This is a genomic window from Bacillus kalamii (genome assembly GCF_047238185.1).
Taxonomy (GTDB): Bacteria; Bacillota; Bacilli; order Bacillales; family DSM-1321; genus Bacillus_AD.
Genome location: NZ_JBDFMI010000001.1, coordinates 888,312 through 909,136 on the forward strand (window position 1 = coordinate 888,312; position 20,825 = coordinate 909,136).

Below are 20,825 nucleotides of genomic sequence, written 5' to 3' on the forward strand. Positions count from 1 at the left end.
GCTCTTTCGTTTTATACTGCCAAATATTCGTATGCAACCTTTCAGTTTTATTGCGGAAGCTATTGAAAGAACCATATAGAAATTTGGTGAAAAGATGAAACCGTTTATGCCGCAATTAGTCTATATTGAACCGCAGGCGCTGGAATACCCGCTCGGCCGTGAGTTGAAGGAAAAATTTGAACAACTGGGCATCGAAATAAGAGAAACCACTTCGCACAATCAAATCCGTGATTTGCCTGGCGAAAATGAACTCCAGAAATACCGCGTGGCGAAATCGACGATGGTTGTCGGGGTCAGGCGGACGTTGAAATTCGATACTTCAAAGCCTTCAGCGGAATATGCGATTCCGCTTGCAACGGGTTGTATGGGCCATTGCCATTATTGTTATTTACAAACAACGCTTGGCAGCAAACCATATATCAGGACATACGTGAACCTTGAAGAAATATTTGCCCAGGCTGAAAAGTACATCGAAGAAAGAAAACCGGAAATCACCCGTTTTGAGGCAGCCTGTACGTCCGATATTGTCGGAATCGACCATTTAACCCATTCATTAAAAAGGGCGATTGAATTTATGGGGGGCACCGAATATGGCATGCTTCGTTTTGTGACTAAGTTCCACCATGTCGACCATTTGCTTGATGCAAAGCATAATGGCCATACACAGTTTCGTTTTTCTGTGAATTCACGTTATGTGATTAAACATTTTGAGCCGGGTACATCTTCTTTCGACGAGCGTTTGGAAGCGGCCAAAAAAGTCGCAAATGCGGGTTATCCGCTTGGATTTATCGTGGCTCCGATCTATATGCATACTGATTGGAAGGAAGGATATTTTGAACTGTTTGAACGTCTTTCTTCCGCTTTAGCTGGCGTGGACTTGCCGGATTTATCCTTTGAAATGATCCAGCACAGGTTCACCAAGCCGGCGAAAAAGGTCATTGAGAAGCGATATCCTAAAACAAAGCTTGACCTTGATGAAAGCAAACGTAAATATAAATGGGGTAAATATGGGATCGGGAAGTATGTATATCCGACCGATGAAGCGAAAGAGTTGGAAGAAACGCTGTCAAGCTATATTGCCCATTTTTTCCCGCAAGCGAATATATTGTATTTCACGTAAGAAGGATGGACTGTTTAAGTCCATCCTTCTTTGTTTTTGTGGGATTTAAAGAGGAACTTGCTTGTCCATGTCAACGAACTGAAGTCTGTGTTGTTTCTTTTTATACACTATTTTTGAAAGAGCAACGCTAATTTCAAAAATAGCGATTAGAGGAATGCTGACGGATATATGCGAGATGAACTCAGGAGGCGAGATCATACAGGCAATAATTACGAGGATGAAATAGGCATACTTTCTCAATTTAGCTACCTTGTATGGATTTATGATGCCAATAGATGTCAGGAACATCATGACCGGGGGCAGCTCAAAGGCAAATGCAAAGGGAAGCGTAGTTTTAATGAGAAAAGTGAAGTAACGGTCTGCGGTAAACTGGGTAACCATCATCCCTTTACCAAGATCGGTCAGAAAATGAAGCAGATTCGGGAAAATAAAAAGATAGCCGAATACTAATCCGCCGACGAACAGCAGGAATAGACCAGGTATATACATAAGCGCCAGTTTCCGTTCATGCTCTTCGAGTGCCGGCTTTACATACAGCCACAATTGGTGGGCAGCAATCGGAATTGTACAGGCAATGGCAAATATGCCGGCGATATGAAAGTAAATCCACATAATGTCGCTCGGTCCCAATATCATTAATTTATAATCAAGTGCCGATGTAAAAAAAAGATACATTTGTTTTACAAATACAAAACCGATAATCAGTAATGCGATAAAAGAGATGGCGACTAGTATAATCCTTTTCCGCAGTTCGTCAAGATGTTCTGTGATTGAATATTCTTCATTATTCAATGTCACCCCCGCCTTTCTGTAAAGTGGAAATAGTCTTCATTCATCATAGTGTAATTGGGCAATTATGGCAAGGTATTGCCGGTACTTGACCCGGAATTGCCACAGGACCATTTTCATTCTTTGGGTACTAATTAGCGTTGCCGTTGATTACAGATGTAAAGGGGAGTGTTTTATATAGATGGCATGCCCCTGAGCTGCTGCGGTTTGCTTTCTTGAAAGAAAAGGAGGTGAAACATGCTTATCGATGGTGTATTTTCAGGTGGAGGAATGAAAGGATATGCATTGATCGGCGCTTATCAGGTTTTGGAGAAACAGGGTTTTACCATGAAAAATACGGCTGGGACGAGTGCCGGTTCCATCATTGCAGCTCTTATTGCAGCAGGATATACAGGAAAAGAAATGGAGGATTTATTTTTGCCGCTTGATGGAAAGAGTTTGTTGGATGAGCGGAAGGGAACAGGCCTTCCATTTGTGAAATGGCTTCTTCTCTATTGGCGGCTGGGGCTGTATAAAGGGGATGCGCTTGAAGCGTGGATCGCAAAGCTGCTTGCTGCAAAGGGGATTTTGACATTCGCCGATCTGCCCAAAGGTTCCTTGCGGATTATCGCATCTGATATTACAAACGGAAAGATAGTCGTTCTTCCAGATGAACTGGATAACTATGGGATACATGGGTTGCTTTTTCCTGTTGCAAAAGCGGTAAGGATGAGCTGCAGCATTCCTTATTTTTTTGAACCTATAAATATAGGGACGCGCAAAAAGAGGATATATATGGTCGATGGAGGGGTGCTCAGCAATTTTCCTATGTGGCTGTTCGATCATGAGGAAGGAAAGAAAACGAGGCCAGTAATCGGAATAAGATTGAATGGCAATAAGGAAGAAATGCCTCCAAGGGATATCCGCGATGCAATCGGGATGTTCAGAAGCTTATTTGAATCGATGAAGGACGCGCACGATAATAGGTACATCTCCCGTAGACATGAAAAAAATATCATCTTCATCCCTTCCGACCATATTCCAAGCACCGAATTCAATTTATCTTTGGATGACAGGATTAAATTAATTGATTTAGGGAGAGTGTCTGCAAATTCTTTCTTGGCAGCATGGTCTTACTAAGTGTTGAATTTGACAATTAGGACATAAAAAAATCGAGCGTTTCATGCCCGATTCTTTTTGCCTTTCTTGCCTTCAATTACAGTCAGATGAGCTTCTGATTTTTTTCTTGCCTTCTTTTTATGATGGGCGGCAGAATAATTGACCACATTTGTTTTTTGTGGGGCTGCCTTCCCTTTTTGCTGTAAATGTTTTTTTGATTGCTTGACTGCTCTGTTATAGCTGCTTTGGGCAGAAGTGGAAGAAGCAGAGAACTTTTTATAGGCAAAGAAAACGATGGCTGCGACTATGGCAAAGATGAGAATGCCAGTGAGCATCCCGGTTGGGTTTGCCATAAACTTGGTCACCAATCCAAATACAGCAAGAAGAATAATCCCCGATACTATATAAGTAGCTGGACGTTTCATAAGAATGACCTCCTTACAAGCCTCATTAAAGCATATTGGGTTTTTAGAAAAACGATTAATCTATTAGGAAGGGGAAAGGCATGCTACCGAACATTATGCCTTTCCTTCCGGAGAAGCATACCTAAATAATCTCTCTATTTTGTTTTACACTATACTTTCCTTTTTTAAACCCATTTTCTCATCTTCTTGTTCCAATACCAATAATTGCTTGAAGGAAGCGATGGCTACTTCAACCTGGTCGTCACTGGGTTCTTTTGTCGTTGCCAGTTGAAGCCAAAGTCCTGGGTAACCAAGAAAACGGAGCACTGGAATATCTCGCATTTTATTTGTAAGCTGCAATACTTCAAATGCAATGCCGAGGACAACTGGAATAAGGGCCACACGGTCTACTACACGAAGCCAAAGAGGGTCTGTCGGAACAAGCATATAAACGAATACGCCAACGAAAACGGTGAATAAAATAAAACTGCTTCCGCACCGGTAATGCAATCGGGATTGGGCCTGAACATTCTCGACAGTAAGTTCTTTATTGCTTTCGTAGCAGTTGATTACCTTATGCTCTGCGCCATGGTACTGGAAGACTCGTTTGATCAACGGAGTCATCGATACAAAAGAAATATAGATTAGCAACAGGAACAGTTTGAAGACTCCTTCAATCAAAACCTGGCCGATATCCGAGTGGATGATGGGCCTTGTTGCCTCTGCAAGGAAAACAGGCACCAAAGTAAAAACAAACTTGCCGAACAGAAAGGAAAGCACTCCGATAACGGCGACGCTTAATACCATTCCAAATTTGCTTGCCGGTTTTTCTTCGACATATTCCTGGTCTTCTGAAGGATCTACATCATAGCGTTCAGAGGAGAAATTCAGATGCTTGGAACCCGTGGCGCTCGAATCAATAATGGCAGCAATCCCTCTCAGGAAAGGGATTTTTTTTATGGCATTCAATGCAGGTTTGGGGGTACGGGGCAAATGGTAATATTCAATGGATCCATCTTTTCTACGGACAGCTGTGACGGTATTCTTTTTGCCGCCGAACATAACGCCTTCGATAACGGCCTGCCCTCCGTAAATGGGCTTGTTTTGAGACATATTTTTATACACCAACCTATGCTTGATAAAATTTGGAATTGCTGTTTGCCCTAACTATACTCTTTTGACTTGCTCATTTCAAAAGTATTGGCATATTTAAAAGGGACGTTCTTTTATTTTACTTAAAAAAGAGAGGATGGACTAGTTAAAGATGCATTCTTTCCACTTTTTTTATTAAAAAATGACTTGAAAGAAAATATTCCCTTTATTCCGGACATACTAGGAATGGAGGTGCATGACTCAATGAGTGAGCAAAATAACGATGGAAATAAGCATGAACTTGATCAAAATAAGCAGGAAAGGCCGATTTCCCAAAAAGCCAATGTTGCCATGGTAGGTTTTTTTGGCGGTTTCCTTTTTAGTGCGGTGGCCTATCTAGCGTATTATTTTCACTTTATGGAGATTAAACCCAATGTCATTTTCAGCAGCTGGGCTCCGGATAATTGGACGAATGGGTTGCTTGGCTTTGTAGTGACGGTGCTGCTATATGGATTGATTTCCATACTGGTCGCTTTTATTTACTATTATGTATTGAGAAAGAAAGAGAAGCTGTATGTTTCCATTCTTTTTGGCGCTGCTTTGTGGGCAATTGTCCACTTCGGATTGGTTTCTCTTTTTCCCGATATGAAAGGGATAAAGGAAACGGATATAAATACTGCGATAACCACTGCATGCCTGTATATCGTATACGGAACCTTTATAGGCGTAAGCATCGCCTATGATGAATCCGAACGAAAAATGAAGCAGGAAATGGAGGAGGCATCGCCGCAAGTGCAATCTTAATCGAATTCTTCCCTGTAATCTTCCTTAACATATGATTGTGTTTGTTCTATTCGCCCATCTCTTCGTTAAACATGTTCGATTCTTTTGAATTATGTTAGAATGTTCTTACTGATGTATAGCAAGAATGGGATAAAATCCATTCGGGTGGAATCGAGGTATAATATGGAATCTATTTTGCTTCTGAATGGGCCGAATTTGAACAGGCTTGGCAAGCGGGAACCGGATGTATACGGTCATGAGACATTGGCTGATATCGAAGAAAAAGTGAGGGTGCGCGCCAACCAATTAGGATATGGGCTTACCGCCCTGCAATCCAATCATGAAGGTGACCTGGTGGATGCTTTGCATAAGGCGGAAGATGACGGCTTGGCCGGAGTGATCCTTAATCCGGGCGCTTTCACTCATTACAGCTATGCCATCCGTGACAGTATAGCGGGCATTTCATTGCCGGTGGTGGAAATCCATATTTCCAATATCCATGCCAGAGAAGAATTCCGGCATACATCCGTCCTTGCGGGTGTTTCAGCTGGCCAGATCGTCGGCTTTGGCAGCAATGGTTACCTATTAGCATTACAGGCATTAGATTATATGTTGAGGGGAGAATAAATAATGGATAAAATTCAACGTTTACGTGAAAAATTCGATCAAGCGGGAATCGATGGTATTTTGGTGACCAACCCATATAACCTTCGATATATGACAGGTTTTACCGGCACATCCGGTGTAGCTCTTATTTCAATGGATAAGGCATATTTCATTACAGATTTCCGCTATACGGAGCAGGCAGCTAAGCAATGCCAGGGCTATGAGATCATTAAGCATACGAAATCTTTGCCCGAAGAAGTTGCATTTCAAGCAGAATCCATGGGGATCAAAAAACTAGGGTTTGAGCAGGATGTGTTTACATACGCTTCATTTGTTACATATAAACAGCTGATTAAAGGGGAACTGGTCCCCGTTTCTGATTTAATCGAGAAATTACGCTTGATTAAGACCAACTCAGAGATTAAGATATTAAAGGAAGCTGCAAAGATTGCAGATGCAGCATTTGAACATATTATAGGATTTATTCGTCCTGGTATGACTGAGCTGACCGTTTCCAATGAATTAGAGTTCTTTATGAGAAAGCAAGGCGCGACTTCTTCTTCATTCGATACGATTGTTGCTTCTGGTGTGCGATCTGCATTGCCGCATGGCGTTGCCAGCGATAAAGTGATCGAATCAGGAGATCTTGTGACAATGGATTACGGCGCCTATTACAATGGCTATGTTTCTGATATTACGAGAACGGTTGCTGTAGGCAAGCCGAGTGATCAATTAAAAGACATTTATGATATCGTGCTTGAAGCGCAGCTTCGTGGAATGGCTGGAATCAAGCCAGGCATGACGGGCAAGGAAGCAGATGCTTTGACGCGTAACTTTATCGAAGAAAAAGGCTATGGCCCTAATTTCGGCCATTCGACAGGGCATGGAATCGGTTTGGAAATCCATGAAGCACCCGGACTTTCATTCAAGAGCGATGTTGTGCTTGAACCGGGAATGGCTGTCACATGCGAACCGGGCATCTATGTGCCTGGTATTGGCGGCGTTCGTATTGAAGATGATACAATCATTACGGAAACAGGTAATGAAGCGTTGACTCATTCATCGAAAGAACTTATTATACTGTAATTTTTGGGAGGAAATACAATGATTTCTGTGAACGACTTTAGAACAGGATTAACGATTGAAGTAGACAATGGGATTTGGCAGGTTATCGAATTCCAACACGTAAAACCAGGTAAAGGTGCAGCATTCGTTCGTTCTAAACTTCGCAACTTGCGTACTGGCGCTATTCAGGAAAAAACATTCCGTGCCGGTGAAAAGGTAGCTAAAGCGCATATCGAAAACCGCAAAATGCAGTATCTTTATGCGAGTGGCGATCAACACGTATTCATGGATAACGAAAACTACGAGCAAATCGAATTGGGCGAAAACCAAATCGAACGCGAATTGAAATTCTTGAAAGAAAACATGGAAGTATACATTATGATGTACGGCACAGAAACAATCGGTGTTGAACTTCCGAACACCGTTACACTTGAAGTAACGGAGACAGAACCAGGCATTAAAGGCGATACTGCTTCAGGCGGAACAAAACCTGCAACAGTTGAAACTGGTTTGATCGTGCAAGTTCCTTTCTTCGTAAACCAAGGAGATAAATTGGTGATCAATACAACAGACGGATCATACGTATCAAGAGGATAAGTAAGTTTCTGTTGTGAATAAAGGCAAGCTAGCCTTGATAAGCAGTCCGGCCCAATCTATGATTGGGCCGGACTGCTTTTTTTTATTGGGGGCGCTAACAATCATATTTGTCTATTCTTTGACAATACCAATCATAATGTACATATTGGTTCATTTCCGATTAAGATAGACATTGGATTTATTACTTTGTCGGGAAGTGTGATCATATGAAAATTGCAGTTATTGACGGCCAAGGCGGTGGAATCGGCCGGGTCATTGTCGAGAAGGTCAGCCAAACCTTCGGAAACAAAGTGGAAATAATCGCTTTGGGAACAAATACGATGGCTACGTCCATTATGCTGAAGGCCGGCGCAAATATGGGGGCAACAGGGGAAGATGCAATACTATGGAACACACCAAGAGTCGATATTATTATTGGGCCCATCGGAATCATCTCCCCGAACACAATGCTTGGCGAATGGACGCCAAAAATGGCACAGGCTCTATCAGAAAGCACCGCAAAGAAAATTGTAGTACCTCTCTGCAAGTGGGATATAGAAATTGCCGGTATGAATCAGAAGCCGCTACCCCAGTATGTGGATGATGTCATATTAATAGTGAAAAAATATGTAGGAGGCGACTGTTATGTGTGAGCAAAATGTATACGTATTGAATGAACGTGGAGAAGAAATTCTTTTTTTGGAATCTGTGGATACGTTCATCCCTAAGGACGACCACATATATATCGAGAGTATTTATGGCGAGCGCAAAACGATAAAGGCGGCAGTTAAGGAAATGAAGCTGGTTGACCATCGGATCATTTTGGAGCCTAAGTAAAAAGGGTGTGCTTTATTTGTCCATTTTTTGAATGTTCAAGGAAACGATAGACAACGGTCGACTCCATTCTTATAATCAAATTTGACAATCAATTCATGAAGAATTGAATTAGCTAAAAAACCTTGATGTTATCAATCTACATATTAGGATACTATTCGCCAAGAAGGTAAATATGTGTTGCAGAAGCAACGTGTATTTGTCTTCTTTTTTTTCGGGAATCGGGCGCCTGCCAGCGTTTGTTTTGGAGAAAATGAGCTTTGGAAATGAAGTGGCAATTATACTAATATCCTTAAAAACAAGGTTATATGATGAACGGAGGATAAACATGAAAAAATGGATTTCGGTTATTGCAGTGTTGGCCCTATGCTTCACTGTGGCAGCATGCGGGAAGAGTGAACAAAAAAAGATTCCGGAAGCAAACGGTGCAAAGGTAAAGGATAATCTGGTGTTAGCATTAACGAGTGAACCGGATGGAGGCTTTGATCCCATTCAAGGATATGCTGCCTACGGATCGCCATTAATACAGAGCACTTTATTGGCCACAGATGCTGATTCAACTATTACCCATGATCTGGCGGCAGACTATAAACTAAGCCCAGACAAATTAACATTAGTGTTCAAGCTTAGAAAAGATGCGGTATTTACCGATGGAAAACCTGTGACGGCTAATGATGTAGTCTTTACATATGAAACAGCAAAAAATAGCGGCTCGACTGTTGATTTAGTGCATATGAAGGAAGTGAAAGCACTTGATCCATACACAGTTCAATTTACATTGGAAAGGCCGCAATCTACTTTCCTGTATACAGCTGCTGCAATTGGCATCGTTCCAAAGCATGGATACAGTGATACGTACCGGAATGCTCCAATTGGTTCAGGGCCGTACAAATTGAAGGAGTGGAAACAGGGACAGCAAGCCATCTTTGAACGAAATGAAGAGTATTACGGGAAAAAAGGAGAGTTCAAAAAAGTCACGGTTTTGTTTATGAGCGAAGACCAGGCGTATGCCGCAGCAAAGGCAGGCCAGGTGGATGTTGCCCAAACTTCTTATGCTTTTTCGAAAGAAAAGGTGCCTGGAATGGCATTAGAATCATACCGGACAGTAGATAATCGAGGCATTTCCTTCGTTACGATTCCCGAAGGGTCTGAAGTCAATGGACAGAAGGCGGGCAATGATGTCACAAGCGATCTTGCCATCCGTAAAGCTATTAATCTTGCACTTGACCGGCAGGCAATTGTGGATCAGGCACTGGACGGCTACGGCAAAACGGCGTTTAGCAATAGTGACCATCTGCCTTGGTGGAATGAGGATACAGTCATTCAGCAGGATCCCAAAAAGGCTAAAAAAGTGTTAATGGATGCCGGCTGGAAGGATGAGGACGGCGATGGAATTTTGGAAAAGGGGCGATTAAAGGCAAAGTTCAACCTCATTTATAACGCTGGAGATTCCACTAGACAAGCTATCTCTATGGCTGTAAAACAGCAACTGAAGGAAATCGGCATTGACGTATCTGTTTCCGGGGGATCATGGGATGATATCGAAAAGAAGATGTACAGTGATGCCGTCTTATTCGGATGGGGAAACCGAAATCCGATGGAGTTATATTATTTATACCACTCATCAAATATAGGCTTTGATTATTACAATACAAATTCCTATAGCAATAAACAGGTTGACCAAATGTTGGACCGGGCGCTTGTGAGCGGTGATATGGAGGATTGGAAGAAAGCGCAGGAGCCGCTCATCAAGGATCTGCCTTGGGCATGGCTGGTGAATGTGGACCATCTTTATTTTGTTAAAGATGGACTGAGTCTTGGCGACCAACCAATCCACCCGCACTCACATGCCTTGGATATAATGAGCAATCTGAAGGATTGGCACTGGAAACAATAATGGCTAAACATATATGTATCTACTTGATCCGCGGGATTACACTGCTTATTGCAGTTGTCATCCTCGCTTTTGCTCTCTTGGAAATATCCCCTATTGATCCTATCCAGTCGTATGTAGGCGCTGGAGTTGCTATATCCCCTGAGCAAAGAGAGCAAATAGCTGAGCATTGGGGTGTAAATGATCCGCCGATTGAGCGATTCCTGAAGTGGGGATGGAATGTGCTTCACGGGGACTTGGGCAAATCAATGGTTTACCGCCAAGATGTGATGGATGTAATAGCTGATAAATTTTCTAAATCCATTGTGCTTATGATCGCTGCTTGGTCAATCAGCGGCCTTGTCGGCCTGGCTGCCGGTTTGGTCATGGGTGCTAATAGCGGCAAATGGATCGACAGGATATTGAAGGGGATTTGTTATACATTAACGGCTGTACCATCCTTTTATTTAGGGATCATCCTGTTGATGGTTTTTGCCGTTTATTTGGCTTGGTTTCCGATTGGGCTGGCTGGCCCAATCGGTGTGCTGGAGGAGGATGTTACATTATTCGAGCGGATCAGGCATATGGTGCTGCCGGCTATTTGTTTATCCATTGTCAGCATGCCAAGTATCGCCTTGCATACAAGAGCGAAGTTAATGGATGCTTTAGAGAGTGACTATGCACAGTTTGCCCGTGCACGGGGTGAGAAAGAATCTTCAATTGTCCTGCACCAATGCTTACGCAACATCATTTTACCGGCTATCATGCTGCAATTCGCCTCCTTTTCTGAATTGTTTGGCGGGTCGGTCCTTGTTGAACAGGTATTCTCTTATCCGGGTTTAGGGAATGCTGCAGTAGCTGCCGGTGCCGGGGGGGATATGCCGCTTCTTCTCGGCATCACGTTGTTCAGTGCTTTATTTGTATTCGCGGGTAATGCGATCGGGGATTTATTAACCCAGTTGATTGATCCAAGGATAAGGAGAAGGGGAGGGAGAAAAAGGCATGCTTAAACGAGTGAATCGCCGTAAAAAAACCTTAATTCTCATTTTTGCTTCCTTAAGCATTCTACTTTTCATTATGGCGGGTGGAGCGTTCATTCCTGAAAGTGGATACGATGCCGATTTTTCCTCGAAAAATCAAAGCCCTTCATTGGAGCACCCATTTGGCACAGATTTTATGGGGAGAGATATGTTTTTTCGTACGTGGAAAGGGTTGACAGTCAGTCTGGTAGTCGGTTTGTCCGCAGCTATGATCAGTTCCGTTATTGCAGCGGCACTCGGCATACTGGCAGCCATGTGGAAAAAAGCGGATGCGGCCATTAGCTGGCTGATCGACTTGTTTTTATCTGTTCCCCATATTGTTCTTTTGATTCTGATTTCCATTGCGCTCGGCAAAGGAGTGACGGGGGTTGTGGCCGGCGTAGCACTGACCCATTGGCCGGCATTGGCCAGGATTATCCGTGTTGAAGTTTTGTCGATCCGCAACGCCCCCTTTATCGAATATGCCGGAAAATTGGGGATGGGGAAATGGCGCATTGCCTATAAACATATGATTCCGCATTTGTTTCCGCAATTCATTACAGGGACATTGTTAATCTTTCCGCACGCCATTCTCCATGAAGCTTCCATTACTTTTCTGGGATTCGGCCTATCGCCGGAACAGCCGGCAATCGGCATCATTCTGTCCGAGTCGTTAAAATACATAACGGGTGGTTTATGGTGGCTGGCCTTTTTTCCGGGCCTTATGCTCGTCTGCATCATACTGTTATTCGATGCATTGGGCGAACAGTTATCAGCATTGATGAATCCCCGTAAATCCAGAGAGTGAGGAATAAAATGGCGATAAAAGACAATCAACCTATATTAGATATCGAACAACTGGATATTTCATTTACAACCTACTCCCAGGGGTTGCACCAGCGGACCGCTAAAACGGTCGAAGGATTAGCCCTGCAATTGCAAAGTGGTGAAATGATGGCGGTGGCAGGTGCCTCCGGTTCCGGAAAGAGTTTGCTTGCGCATGCGCTGCTTGGGATTCTTCCATCGAATGCGACTGTTGAAGGCAATCTGTTTTTTAAAGGGGAAGAGATGAACGCCATGTCCATTAAGAAGTGGAGGGGAAAGGAAATCGCTTTTATCCCGCAATCTGTTTCATGCCTAAATCCATTGATGAAGGTGGGGAAATTTGCTGGAAATAAAGCATGTTCCCTATTTGAACGGTACGGGTTGGACAAAGAGGTGGAGAAAATGTATCCCCATGAGTTGTCAGGAGGAATGGCGCGCCGAGTCCTCATATCTTGCGCAGCCAGTACCGATGCAAGTTTGATCATTGCAGATGAACCGACAGCGGGATTAAATGATGAATTGGCACGTGAGACTGTTAAGCATCTCCGTGAATTGGCTGATGAAGGGAAAGCAGTGCTGTTAATCACCCATGATTTATATCTGGCTTCACAGTTTGTAGACAAAGTGACTGTCCTATATGAAGGAAGAACAATCGAAACAGTCAGTGTCGAATGCCTAAAATCGGGCCGTTGGAAGGATTCTTTTACAGGTATGCTATGGAATTCCCTTCCTGAAAATGCCTTTTTATCAGCGGAAGAATAAGGAAGGAGGAGGGGGATGAACAGACTGGAAGCCAGGCAGGTAGCGTTTTCTTACCACCGGAAAGAATTGTTCCGAGGATTGAATATCGGGCTGTCAGCCGGGGAATGCATCGGTATATTGGGCCCCAGCGGTTCTGGAAAGACAACAATCGGCCGTTTATTATCCGGATATGAAGTACCATCAAGCGGGACAGTGCTGCTCAATGGGCAGGAGTTGCCGAGGAAAGGGTTCTGCCCAGTCCAATTAGTAGGACAGCATCCACAGCTAGCTTTTGATGAACGTATGAAAATGGGGAATGCATTAAAAGAAACGGGAATGGATCCGGTATGCAATCAGGATATATTGGAACTGGTCGGAATAAAGAATGAATGGCTGGACAGATACCCTATTGAATTATCAGGCGGAGAATTGCAGAGGTTTTGTATAGCCAGGGCGCTTAATCGGGACACAAAATATGTGATCGCCGATGAAATGACCGCCATGTTTGATGCTATAACACAAGCTCGACTAATGAAGCTTCTGAAGTCCATCCAAAATGAAAGAAACATCGGCATTCTGTTGATTACCCATAATGAAGCGTTAGCCCGGAAAATGTGCGACAAGATAATAGATATGGAAGCATTGAAGGACCAGGCCCTTAAATAGGGGCTTGGTCTTTTTATATGTAAGCGGAAAATAAATGGGGTTGCCTACTATTTGAACGGGAATGCCAATGCCCTTCATGATCATGCTTATAAAATCTATACATCTGTCATAAAGTGTACATGCCTGCATACATTGTAAGGAAACAGTCCTAAAAAGGAGGCGGCTTGTATGGAAACCATTTATTCCTTTCTTCCGAAAAAACTTACGCAGTTATTGCAAGACTTGACTCCTGAGAAACATGAAAGCATCGAGGAAATTCGGATTCGGATCGATCGTCCGGTGGAGGTGTCTTCCGGACGTGATTATATGCTGCTTCCTTTTATTTTCGATGAAGAAGCGGCCCATCAACTTCTGAACCAATTAACCCATTTTTCTATGTATACGATGGAAGAGGAATTGAAAAGAGGCTATATCACGATTGAGGGAGGGCATCGGATCGGTTTGGCGGGCAAGGTGATTTTGGATCAGGGCCACGTAAAGGCAATCATCCATATATCTTCTTTCAATATAAGGATTGCGAAAGAAAAAATTGGCTGCGCAGATCATTTAATTCCTTACTTATATCGGAACAGTTGGCAAAACACAATGATTATCGGCCCGCCCCAGACAGGAAAAACGACTCTGCTGCGCGATTTGGCACGGATTGCTTCACAGGGGCTGCTCAATCCTCACGTACCCGCCCTGAAAACAGGCATTGTCGATGAACGGTCAGAAATTACTGGATGCGTAAGAGGAGTGCCGCAGCTTCAATTCGGCACCCGTGTAGATGTGCTGGATGCCTGTCCAAAGGCAGAAGGAATGATGATGCTGATACGCTCGATGTCCCCTGATCTCATTGTTGCGGATGAAATAGGCAGGGAGGAAGACGCGGACGCTGTTCTGGAGGCTGTAAATGCAGGCATCCACCTGTTGATCACCCTTCATGGATCTTCGTTGGAAGATGTCATGAAGCGGCCGACGGTGAAGAAAATAATCAATCTGAATGTGTTCAATCGCTTTGTCATTTTAGGAAGGACATTTGACGGGATGTTTTCATATCGTATTCTCGATGAACATGGCGCTGAAGTCGACGGGGAAAGAAGCGTGAGATGATGATAAAACTGATTGGGGCTGCTTGTATTTTAATCGCCACTACCGTAATAGGCTTCGAGAGAGCCCGCCATTTGGGGCTTCGCCCTATACAGCTTCGTTCATTCCGCAATGCTTTGCAGGCGCTCGAATCTGAAATCATGTTCGGCCATTTGCCCCTCCGAGAAGCATCACAGCGATTGGCTAAGCAATTTCCCGTACCTCTTTCCGATTTCTTCATATTGTTTTCCGATAGCCTCAAGGAGGAGGAAACGAACACAAGGAAAGCATGGGGGCAAGCATTGGAGAGTATCCGGGGAAAGCTGTCCATCAAGGACAAGGAAATGGAAATCCTATTGCAATTCGGTGAAACGTTAGGCAGGCATGACCGTTACCAGCAGCAAAAACAAATCCTGTTAACGATGTCGCATCTTGAGCGTGCTGAGGATGAAGCATTATCCATGCAGGGCAAATATGAAAAGATGGCAAAAGGGCTTGGATTTTTGGCCGGTTTATTATTCATCGTTTTATTACTGTAAAACACTAGCAGGGGGAAATCAATATGGGCATAGAAGTAGGATTGATCTTTAAGATTGCAGGAGTCGGCATTGTCATCGCATTCATCAATACTTTGTTGGAACAAATCAATAAGAAAGAGTATTCACAATGGGTTACACTATTCGGTTTTATTTACATTCTATTCATGGTGGCACAAATCATCGATCAACTATTCGATAAAATCAAGTCTGTCTTTTTGTTTCAAGGCTAGAAGGAGGGAGCTGCCATCGAAATATTAAAAATAGTCGGCATTGCCTTGCTGGCGACCTTCCTCGCAACACTTCTTAAAGAACAAAAGCCCAATTTCGCCTTTTTATTAGTGATCTTCGTAGGCTGCACGATCTTTTTAATGCTGGTGGACAAAATTTATAACATCATCCATATGATTGAAGCTCTTGCCGAACAGGCGAAAGTGAATATGGTTTACTTGGAAACCATCCTTAAAATTATTGGCATTGCCTATATAGCTGAATTTGCCTCACAAATTACAAAAGATGCGGGTCAAGGGACGCTGGCCTCTAAAATTGAACTGGGAGGCAAAATTCTGATCCTCTCGATGGCTATTCCAATCCTGACCGTTTTAATTGAAACGATCCTGAATTTAATTCCGACCTGATCGGTGCAAGAAGAGGTGAAGAAATGAAGCACATGATCCTAGCTCTTTCGGCTGCCCTATTCCTAGTATGTATGCTGCCTATCGTTGTACAAGCTTCACCGAATGATTCCTCAAATGGGATAGAACAAACAGAGCCATTCACTGAAGGGGCCGATACAAGGGCTCCAGAGGGAAATGTGGAAGATAACCAAGGAAGCAGCCCTTCCGATGAAGGGATCCAGGATGGCGGAACTCTATCAGAGGAGTTAGTCAAAAAGAGCATTAAACAAGTGAACCTGGATGAGTTGAAACAATTTTGGGATCAGATACTGGATGAATATGGGGGCTTTTTACCAGAAGGGCAAAAAGGCAGTTTAATGGATTACCTCAGTGGCGAAAAAACATTTTCTCTTAAAGGCTGGGCCATAGGATTTCTAAAATATATATTTCATGAACTATTGGCAAACGGCAAGCTGCTGGGTACCTTGATTCTTCTGACTGTGTTCAGCATGTTTCTGCAATCGCTGCAGAATGCGTTTGAGAAAAGCTCTGTTTCCAAGGTGGCGTACAGTATTGTGTTTATGGTATTGATCATTATCGCTTTGAATAGTTTCCATGTGGCCATCCAATATACAAAGGAAACGATTGATACGATGATCTCCTTCTTTATGGCGTTGGCCCCTTTACTATTAGCATTGATTGCAGCCTCTGGCGGGCTCGTATCCGCCGCTTTCTTCCATCCGGTTCTCATCTTCCTGATGAATACAAGCGGCCTTTTAATTGGAAAAGTTGTTTTGCCGCTTCTTTTTCTAGCATCATTGCTCAGCATTGTCAGTACATTAAGCGAGCATTATAAAGTATCGCAACTGGCTGGAATGATCAAGAATTGGAGTATTGGCCTTCTCGGGGCATTTATGACGGTGTTTCTGGGAGTCATTTCGGTTCAGGGAGCATCATCGGCAGTCGCGGACGGCATAACGATAAGGACAGCCAAATTCATTACGGGCAATTTCATCCCAGTTGTCGGCAGAATGTTCACGGATGCGGCAGATACTGTTTTCAGCGCCTCTGTTTTGCTGAAAAATACAGTCGGTATTGCAGGAGTAGTCATACTCCTAATGATTGTGGCATTTCCGGCTTTGAAAATATTAATCATAGCGTTTATTTATAAACTGTCAGCAGCCATTCTTCAGCCTCTTGGAGGGGGCACTGTGATAAAGTGCCTCGATGTAATCAGCAAAAGCATGATGTACATTTTTGCTGCATTGGCCATTGTGTCGGTCATGTTCTTCTTGAGCATAACGATTATTATCGCTGCGGGCAACGTCACATTAATGGTCAGGTAGGTGAGTCGTAAAAGATGGATATTCTGACGGATTGGATTAAAAATATCATTATTTTCATTTTGCTCGCCACAGTGATGGACATGCTCCTTCCAAGCTCTGCCATGCAAAAGTACGCAAAGATGGTCATTGGGCTGCTTCTCATCACCGTGCTGCTTGCACCTATTTTCAAGTTGATGTCTACCAATGTCGAGGATTTGCTGGCTTCAGCCACATATAAAGATTCTGTCGAAAATAATCAAATGGAAAGTGCTCTCGAAAACAAGAAAAAAGAAATACAAGCTGTCACCGATGCATATATTTTAGATGAAATGGCAGTCCAATTAAAGAAAGAAGGAGAAGGGGAGTTGATCAATCAATACAATTATGAAATTAAACATATAGACGTGTCCGTTAAGCCCGTCGATGCCCCGCAAATGCCCCAGGACTTGACTGGAATACATGTAGTCCTGAAACCGAAGCAATCAGAGTCGGTCGCTGTCATTGAACCAGTTGAGATCGATGCAAAGAATCGGACGTCTGATGAGGATGCAGCAGAAACAGAAAATATTAAAAAACTATTGGGAAAACAGTGGGGAGTGGACGAGGCGAAAATCCAAATCGGCTTTGAAAGGAGGGGCACATAAAATGAAAGGTGAGAACCCTTTAACTAAATGGATCCAAAAACTGATGCAGAATGGCAACAAAGCAAATGACGGAAAGAATAAGAAGCCTTCCCTCTATCTCTATATGTTAATCGTTCTTGTCTTTGGTGTAGTCATTATGATGGGAAGCGAGTTTTTGAATAAAAAGGACAACCTTGCTTCTACATCTGAATCAATTCCTGCTTCCTCCAATAATGGAAATGAGGGTGAAACGGTTGAAACATTCGGAAGTAAAAGCGGGAAAGCGAATGTTACGATCGAGGATTATGAACGCAGCTTTGAAAATCAAATAAAAGAGGCACTGGAAAATATGGCAGGGGTTAAGGATGTGTCTGTGATGGTCAACGTGGATGCCACCGAGAAGAAAATTTACATGAGGAATCATGTCAGCAAGCAGCAAATTACCGAAGAGATAGATCGGGAAGGCGGCAAGCGAAAAGTAGATGATACATCAAAGGATGATCAGATGGTCATTATAAAAAGCGGCGACAAAGAGGTGCCGATTGTCCAAGAAACGAAAAAACCTGCCATTAGAGGCGTATTAATCGTCGCTAAAGGCGCTGAAAATATAACGGTTAAGAAATGGATAGTAGAAGCAGTGACAAGGGCACTGGATGTCCCTAGCTATAAAGTGGCGGTGTACCCGAAAAAATAAGGAGGAATTAAAATGTTATTAAAAAAACAAACAGTGTGGCTATTAACGATGTTAAGTTTGGTGATTGTCCTGTCAGTCTACTATGTCACAACACCTCCAAAGAAAGAAAATAATATGGCAACAACCGTACAGAAAAACGATGAAGCATCCAAGGATGCCAAGACGAATACAGTGGCGAAGAAAGAGGCAGAAGATAAGAGTGTCGTGAAGCAATATATGGCCGGTGATGAAACGTTTGATACAATCCGAATGGATATCCAAGATCAACGGAGCAAGCAAATTGATGAACTGAATACAAAACTTTCCGATACAGAACTGTCAGCTGAGGAAAGAAATGATGCGAAAAATGCGATAGATACATTGAATACTAGAAGTGAAAAGGAAGAAATGCTCCAAGGGGTAATTGAAGGAATCGGAGGGACAAAAGCAGCTCTTGTCCGTACGGATAATGATAATAATGTCCAGGTGACAATCAAAACAGCCAAGCATTCCAAAACGACTGCCAATGATATTATCCGATTAGTCAGCAGTGAATTGCCTTCTGCCAAAGATATCAGTGTGGAAGTCCAAAAAGCCAATTAATATGTGTCAGTGCATTGCCCGTAAAGGCAATGCACTTTTTATATGCCTGAGAGTGCGAAGGTTTATTTTTCTAAAAAAAAGAATTGTTTTTACTGTGATTCTACAGATATAATTGATATTTGAATCTGACATGGGATACAATTCATTTAAACGCTTTTCATACATTCACTCATGATATTTTGTGATAAAAGGAGATTAATAAAGTAGATTATGCATAATAAAAAATTTGTTGTCATCATGCTTTTATTGAATATTTTTATTGTCTTCCTTGGTATTGGTTTGATTATCCCCATTATGCCGACCTTTATGGAAGAAATGCACTTAACGGGGAGCATTATGGGGTATATGATGGCTGCCTTTTCACTTACGCAATTTGCGATGTCGCCTTTTGCAGGGAAGTGGATTGACCGATTTGGAAGGAAGAAAATAATTGTCATCGGCTTGTTTATCTTTTCGCTTTCCGAATTGATTTTTGGCCTGGGCACAAATGTATGGGTCTTGTTCTTGTCACGGATACTTGGCGGTGTCAGCGCTGCTTTCATCATGCCGGGGGTAACAGCTTATATGGCCGACATCACCACAATAGAAGAGCGCCCGAAATCGATGGGGTATATATCCGCTGCCATCAGCACTGGCTTTATCATCGGGCCTGGTGTGGGCGGCTTCATAGCTGGACTGGGCGTACGTGCACCATTCTATTTTGCTGCCATTATTTCTGGCGTTGTTGCGGTCATTTCGTTCTTCATTCTGAAAGAGCCATTAACGAAGGATCAGTTAAGAGAGCGCGCTGCGGAAAGCAAGCAAAGCAATTTCTTTAAGGAAATCCAGAAATCGTTCAAGCCGCTTTATTTAATCGCTTTCGTTATCGTGTTTGTTCTGTCATTCGGCCTATCAGCCTACGAAACAGTTTTCAGCCTGTTCTCTGACCATAAGTTCGGCTTCGATCCGCAGGATATTGCGACAGTTATAACGGTATCGTCCATCATCGCTGTCATTGCCCAAGTATTCCTATTCGATAAAATGGTCAACTTGCTAGGGGAAAAAAAGCTGATTCAACTATGCTTGATCACAGGCGCTATATGTGCGGTAATCTCAACAGTAGTTGGCCATTTCTGGTTGGTCCTGCTGATTACTTGCATTATTTTCCTGGCGTTCGATATACTTCGTCCTGCTTTGACGACGTTTCTATCAAGGATGGCAGGCAGCGAACAAGGATTTGTCGCCGGAATGAACTCGGCCTATACAAGTTTAGGGAATATAGCTGGCCCGTCTATAGCCGGCATTTTATTTGATGTCAATATTCATTTCCCCTATCTTTTTTCGGCAGTCATTTTGGTGATCGGCTTGGGAATCACGTTTTTTTGGCGTCAAACGCAGTTTGGCGTTCATCAATAACTCGAAAAGGAGAATGGCTGCCTATAATGGTTGCTGTTCTCCTTTTTTACTGTACAACAATGTAGTGAATAGAGTGCGGCATTGACAGATGCTTTATACTTGCATATAGTAAATGTAGTTCAATATGGTCTTCTGTTAGGTGAGGCTCCTGTATTTGATATATGCTGCTGCCCAGAAACGTCGAAAGACGCCAATGGGTCAACAGGAAAAATCGGACTAAGGTTTTTCTTAATGCAGCTGGTTTATAACCTATGCTATACAGTGCTAAAACTCGACAAGGGGAGACATGTATAGCTTATTATGCGTATATGCTCCTTTCATTTGGAAAGGGGCTTTTTATTTTTGGAGGTGAGGGAAGCATGAGCACTGATGATCCAAATCCGATAAGGACCGTGAGTTATTACCAAAGAATGAGGCAGAAAAAAGTGTTCCTGTTCCTCTTGTCACTAAAAAGAGTTCGATCTACCTTTTGATGCCTCGTCAAATAAGGAAAC

General features: G+C 43.0%; 25 protein-coding genes and 1 riboswitch. Of the genes, 22 read left to right on the forward strand and 3 right to left on the reverse strand.

The features are described 5' to 3' along the window. The first annotated feature begins 94 nt into the window (after positions 1-94). On the forward strand, positions 95-1,120 hold the full coding sequence (gene splB / locus ABC357_RS04470; protein ID WP_412886345.1) for a spore photoproduct lyase: 1,026 nt from the start codon (positions 95-97) through the stop codon (positions 1,118-1,120). A gap of 45 nt (positions 1,121-1,165) precedes the next feature. Here the strand turns inward: splB and tatC are convergent, their stop codons facing one another. After that, positions 1,166-1,912 (reverse strand): twin-arginine translocase subunit TatC, encoded by a 747-nt coding sequence (tatC, locus tag ABC357_RS04475; RefSeq protein ID WP_412886346.1) that lies wholly within the window; start codon positions 1,910-1,912, stop codon positions 1,166-1,168. 234 nt (positions 1,913-2,146) lie between these two features. Here tatC and ABC357_RS04480 point away from each other — a divergent pair, with 234 nt between their 5' ends. Continuing rightward, positions 2,147-3,028 (forward strand): patatin-like phospholipase family protein, encoded by an 882-nt coding sequence (locus ABC357_RS04480; protein WP_412886347.1) that lies wholly within the window; start codon positions 2,147-2,149, stop codon positions 3,026-3,028. Positions 3,029-3,069: 41 nt separating this feature from the next. On the opposite strand, the gene ABC357_RS04485 is transcribed toward ABC357_RS04480, so the two are convergent. Further along, on the reverse strand, positions 3,070-3,432 hold the full coding sequence (locus ABC357_RS04485) for an SA1362 family protein (protein ID WP_412886348.1): 363 nt from the start codon (positions 3,430-3,432) through the stop codon (positions 3,070-3,072). Positions 3,433-3,576: 144 nt separating this feature from the next. Next, positions 3,577-4,524, reverse strand: coding sequence for a DUF1385 domain-containing protein (locus tag ABC357_RS04490; protein ID WP_412886349.1), 948 nt, complete (start codon positions 4,522-4,524; stop codon positions 3,577-3,579). Positions 4,525-4,767: 243 nt separating this feature from the next. On the opposite strand from ABC357_RS04490, the gene ABC357_RS04495 reads away from it, so the two are divergent. The 20 genes from ABC357_RS04495 (at position 4,768) to ABC357_RS04590 (ending at position 20,331) form a co-directional block, all read left to right on the forward strand. Further along, positions 4,768-5,307 (forward strand): YqhR family membrane protein, encoded by a 540-nt coding sequence (locus ABC357_RS04495; RefSeq protein ID WP_412886350.1) that lies wholly within the window; start codon positions 4,768-4,770, stop codon positions 5,305-5,307. Between the two features lie 162 nt (positions 5,308-5,469). After that, positions 5,470-5,913 (forward strand): type II 3-dehydroquinate dehydratase, encoded by a 444-nt coding sequence (gene aroQ / locus ABC357_RS04500; RefSeq protein WP_412886351.1) that lies wholly within the window; start codon positions 5,470-5,472, stop codon positions 5,911-5,913. Between the two features lie 3 nt (positions 5,914-5,916). Then, positions 5,917-6,978 (forward strand): M24 family metallopeptidase, encoded by a 1,062-nt coding sequence (locus tag ABC357_RS04505; protein WP_412886352.1) that lies wholly within the window; start codon positions 5,917-5,919, stop codon positions 6,976-6,978. A gap of 18 nt (positions 6,979-6,996) precedes the next feature. After that, complete coding sequence (efp, locus tag ABC357_RS04510) at positions 6,997-7,554, forward strand: elongation factor P (RefSeq protein ID WP_412886353.1); 558 nt, start codon at positions 6,997-6,999, stop codon at positions 7,552-7,554. A 206-nt stretch (positions 7,555-7,760) separates the two neighbouring features. Then, complete coding sequence (locus ABC357_RS04515) at positions 7,761-8,186, forward strand: DUF3842 family protein (protein ID WP_412886354.1); 426 nt, start codon at positions 7,761-7,763, stop codon at positions 8,184-8,186. Beyond that, the gene (locus tag ABC357_RS04520) at positions 8,179-8,370 is read left to right on the forward strand and encodes a CooT family nickel-binding protein (protein ID WP_412886355.1); all 192 of its coding nucleotides are present in this window, start codon (positions 8,179-8,181) and stop codon (positions 8,368-8,370) included. The genes ABC357_RS04515 and ABC357_RS04520 overlap by 8 nt, the downstream gene beginning before the upstream one ends. A 325-nt stretch (positions 8,371-8,695) precedes the next feature. Then, positions 8,696-10,264 (forward strand): ABC transporter substrate-binding protein, encoded by a 1,569-nt coding sequence (locus tag ABC357_RS04525; protein ID WP_412886356.1) that lies wholly within the window; start codon positions 8,696-8,698, stop codon positions 10,262-10,264. Continuing rightward, positions 10,264-11,250, forward strand: a complete 987-nt coding sequence (locus tag ABC357_RS04530) for an ABC transporter permease (RefSeq protein ID WP_412886357.1) — start codon at positions 10,264-10,266, stop codon at positions 11,248-11,250. The genes ABC357_RS04525 and ABC357_RS04530 overlap by 1 nt, the downstream gene beginning before the upstream one ends. Further along, positions 11,243-12,067, forward strand: coding sequence for an ABC transporter permease (locus ABC357_RS04535; RefSeq protein ID WP_412886358.1), 825 nt, complete (start codon positions 11,243-11,245; stop codon positions 12,065-12,067). Before ABC357_RS04530 ends, ABC357_RS04535 begins: the two co-directional genes overlap by 8 nt. 8 nt (positions 12,068-12,075) lie before the next feature. Further along, positions 12,076-12,846, forward strand: coding sequence for an ATP-binding cassette domain-containing protein (locus tag ABC357_RS04540; protein ID WP_412886359.1), 771 nt, complete (start codon positions 12,076-12,078; stop codon positions 12,844-12,846). Between the two features lie 15 nt (positions 12,847-12,861). Beyond that, positions 12,862-13,491: an ABC transporter ATP-binding protein gene (locus ABC357_RS04545; RefSeq protein WP_412886360.1), complete on the forward strand. Its 630-nt coding sequence runs from the start codon at positions 12,862-12,864 to the stop codon at positions 13,489-13,491. A gap of 168 nt (positions 13,492-13,659) precedes the next feature. Further along, positions 13,660-14,583, forward strand: coding sequence for a stage III sporulation protein AA (gene spoIIIAA / locus ABC357_RS04550; RefSeq protein WP_412886361.1), 924 nt, complete (start codon positions 13,660-13,662; stop codon positions 14,581-14,583). Continuing rightward, a complete protein-coding gene (gene spoIIIAB, locus ABC357_RS04555) occupies positions 14,583-15,098 on the forward strand; it encodes a stage III sporulation protein SpoIIIAB (protein ID WP_412888574.1) in 516 nt (171 codons plus the stop codon). Before spoIIIAA ends, spoIIIAB begins: the two co-directional genes overlap by 1 nt. Positions 15,099-15,121: 23 nt before the next feature. Next, positions 15,122-15,328, forward strand: a complete 207-nt coding sequence (spoIIIAC, locus tag ABC357_RS04560; RefSeq protein ID WP_412886362.1) for a stage III sporulation protein AC — start codon at positions 15,122-15,124, stop codon at positions 15,326-15,328. 21 nt (positions 15,329-15,349) lie between these two features. Beyond that, positions 15,350-15,733, forward strand: coding sequence for a stage III sporulation protein AD (gene spoIIIAD / locus ABC357_RS04565; protein WP_412888575.1), 384 nt, complete (start codon positions 15,350-15,352; stop codon positions 15,731-15,733). Positions 15,734-15,756: 23 nt separating this feature from the next. Then, positions 15,757-17,058: a stage III sporulation protein AE gene (gene spoIIIAE, locus ABC357_RS04570; protein ID WP_412886363.1), complete on the forward strand. Its 1,302-nt coding sequence runs from the start codon at positions 15,757-15,759 to the stop codon at positions 17,056-17,058. 14 nt (positions 17,059-17,072) lie between these two features. Beyond that, a complete protein-coding gene (gene spoIIIAF / locus ABC357_RS04575) occupies positions 17,073-17,681 on the forward strand; it encodes a stage III sporulation protein AF (protein ID WP_412886364.1) in 609 nt (202 codons plus the stop codon). A 1-nt stretch (position 17,682) separates the two neighbouring features. After that, positions 17,683-18,354, forward strand: a complete 672-nt coding sequence (gene spoIIIAG / locus ABC357_RS04580) for a stage III sporulation protein AG (protein ID WP_412886365.1) — start codon at positions 17,683-17,685, stop codon at positions 18,352-18,354. 12 nt (positions 18,355-18,366) lie between these two features. Continuing rightward, positions 18,367-18,936, forward strand: coding sequence for a SpoIIIAH-like family protein (locus tag ABC357_RS04585; protein ID WP_412886366.1), 570 nt, complete (start codon positions 18,367-18,369; stop codon positions 18,934-18,936). 210 nt (positions 18,937-19,146) lie between these two features. Continuing rightward, positions 19,147-20,331 carry an MFS transporter gene (locus ABC357_RS04590; RefSeq protein ID WP_412886367.1) on the forward strand — a complete coding sequence of 395 codons (1,185 nt, stop codon included), beginning with the start codon at positions 19,147-19,149 and terminating at the stop codon, positions 20,329-20,331. Positions 20,332-20,454: 123 nt separating this feature from the next. Beyond that, a riboswitch (M-box (ykoK) riboswitch) is annotated at positions 20,455-20,621 on the forward strand. Positions 20,622-20,825: the final 204 nt, after the last annotated feature.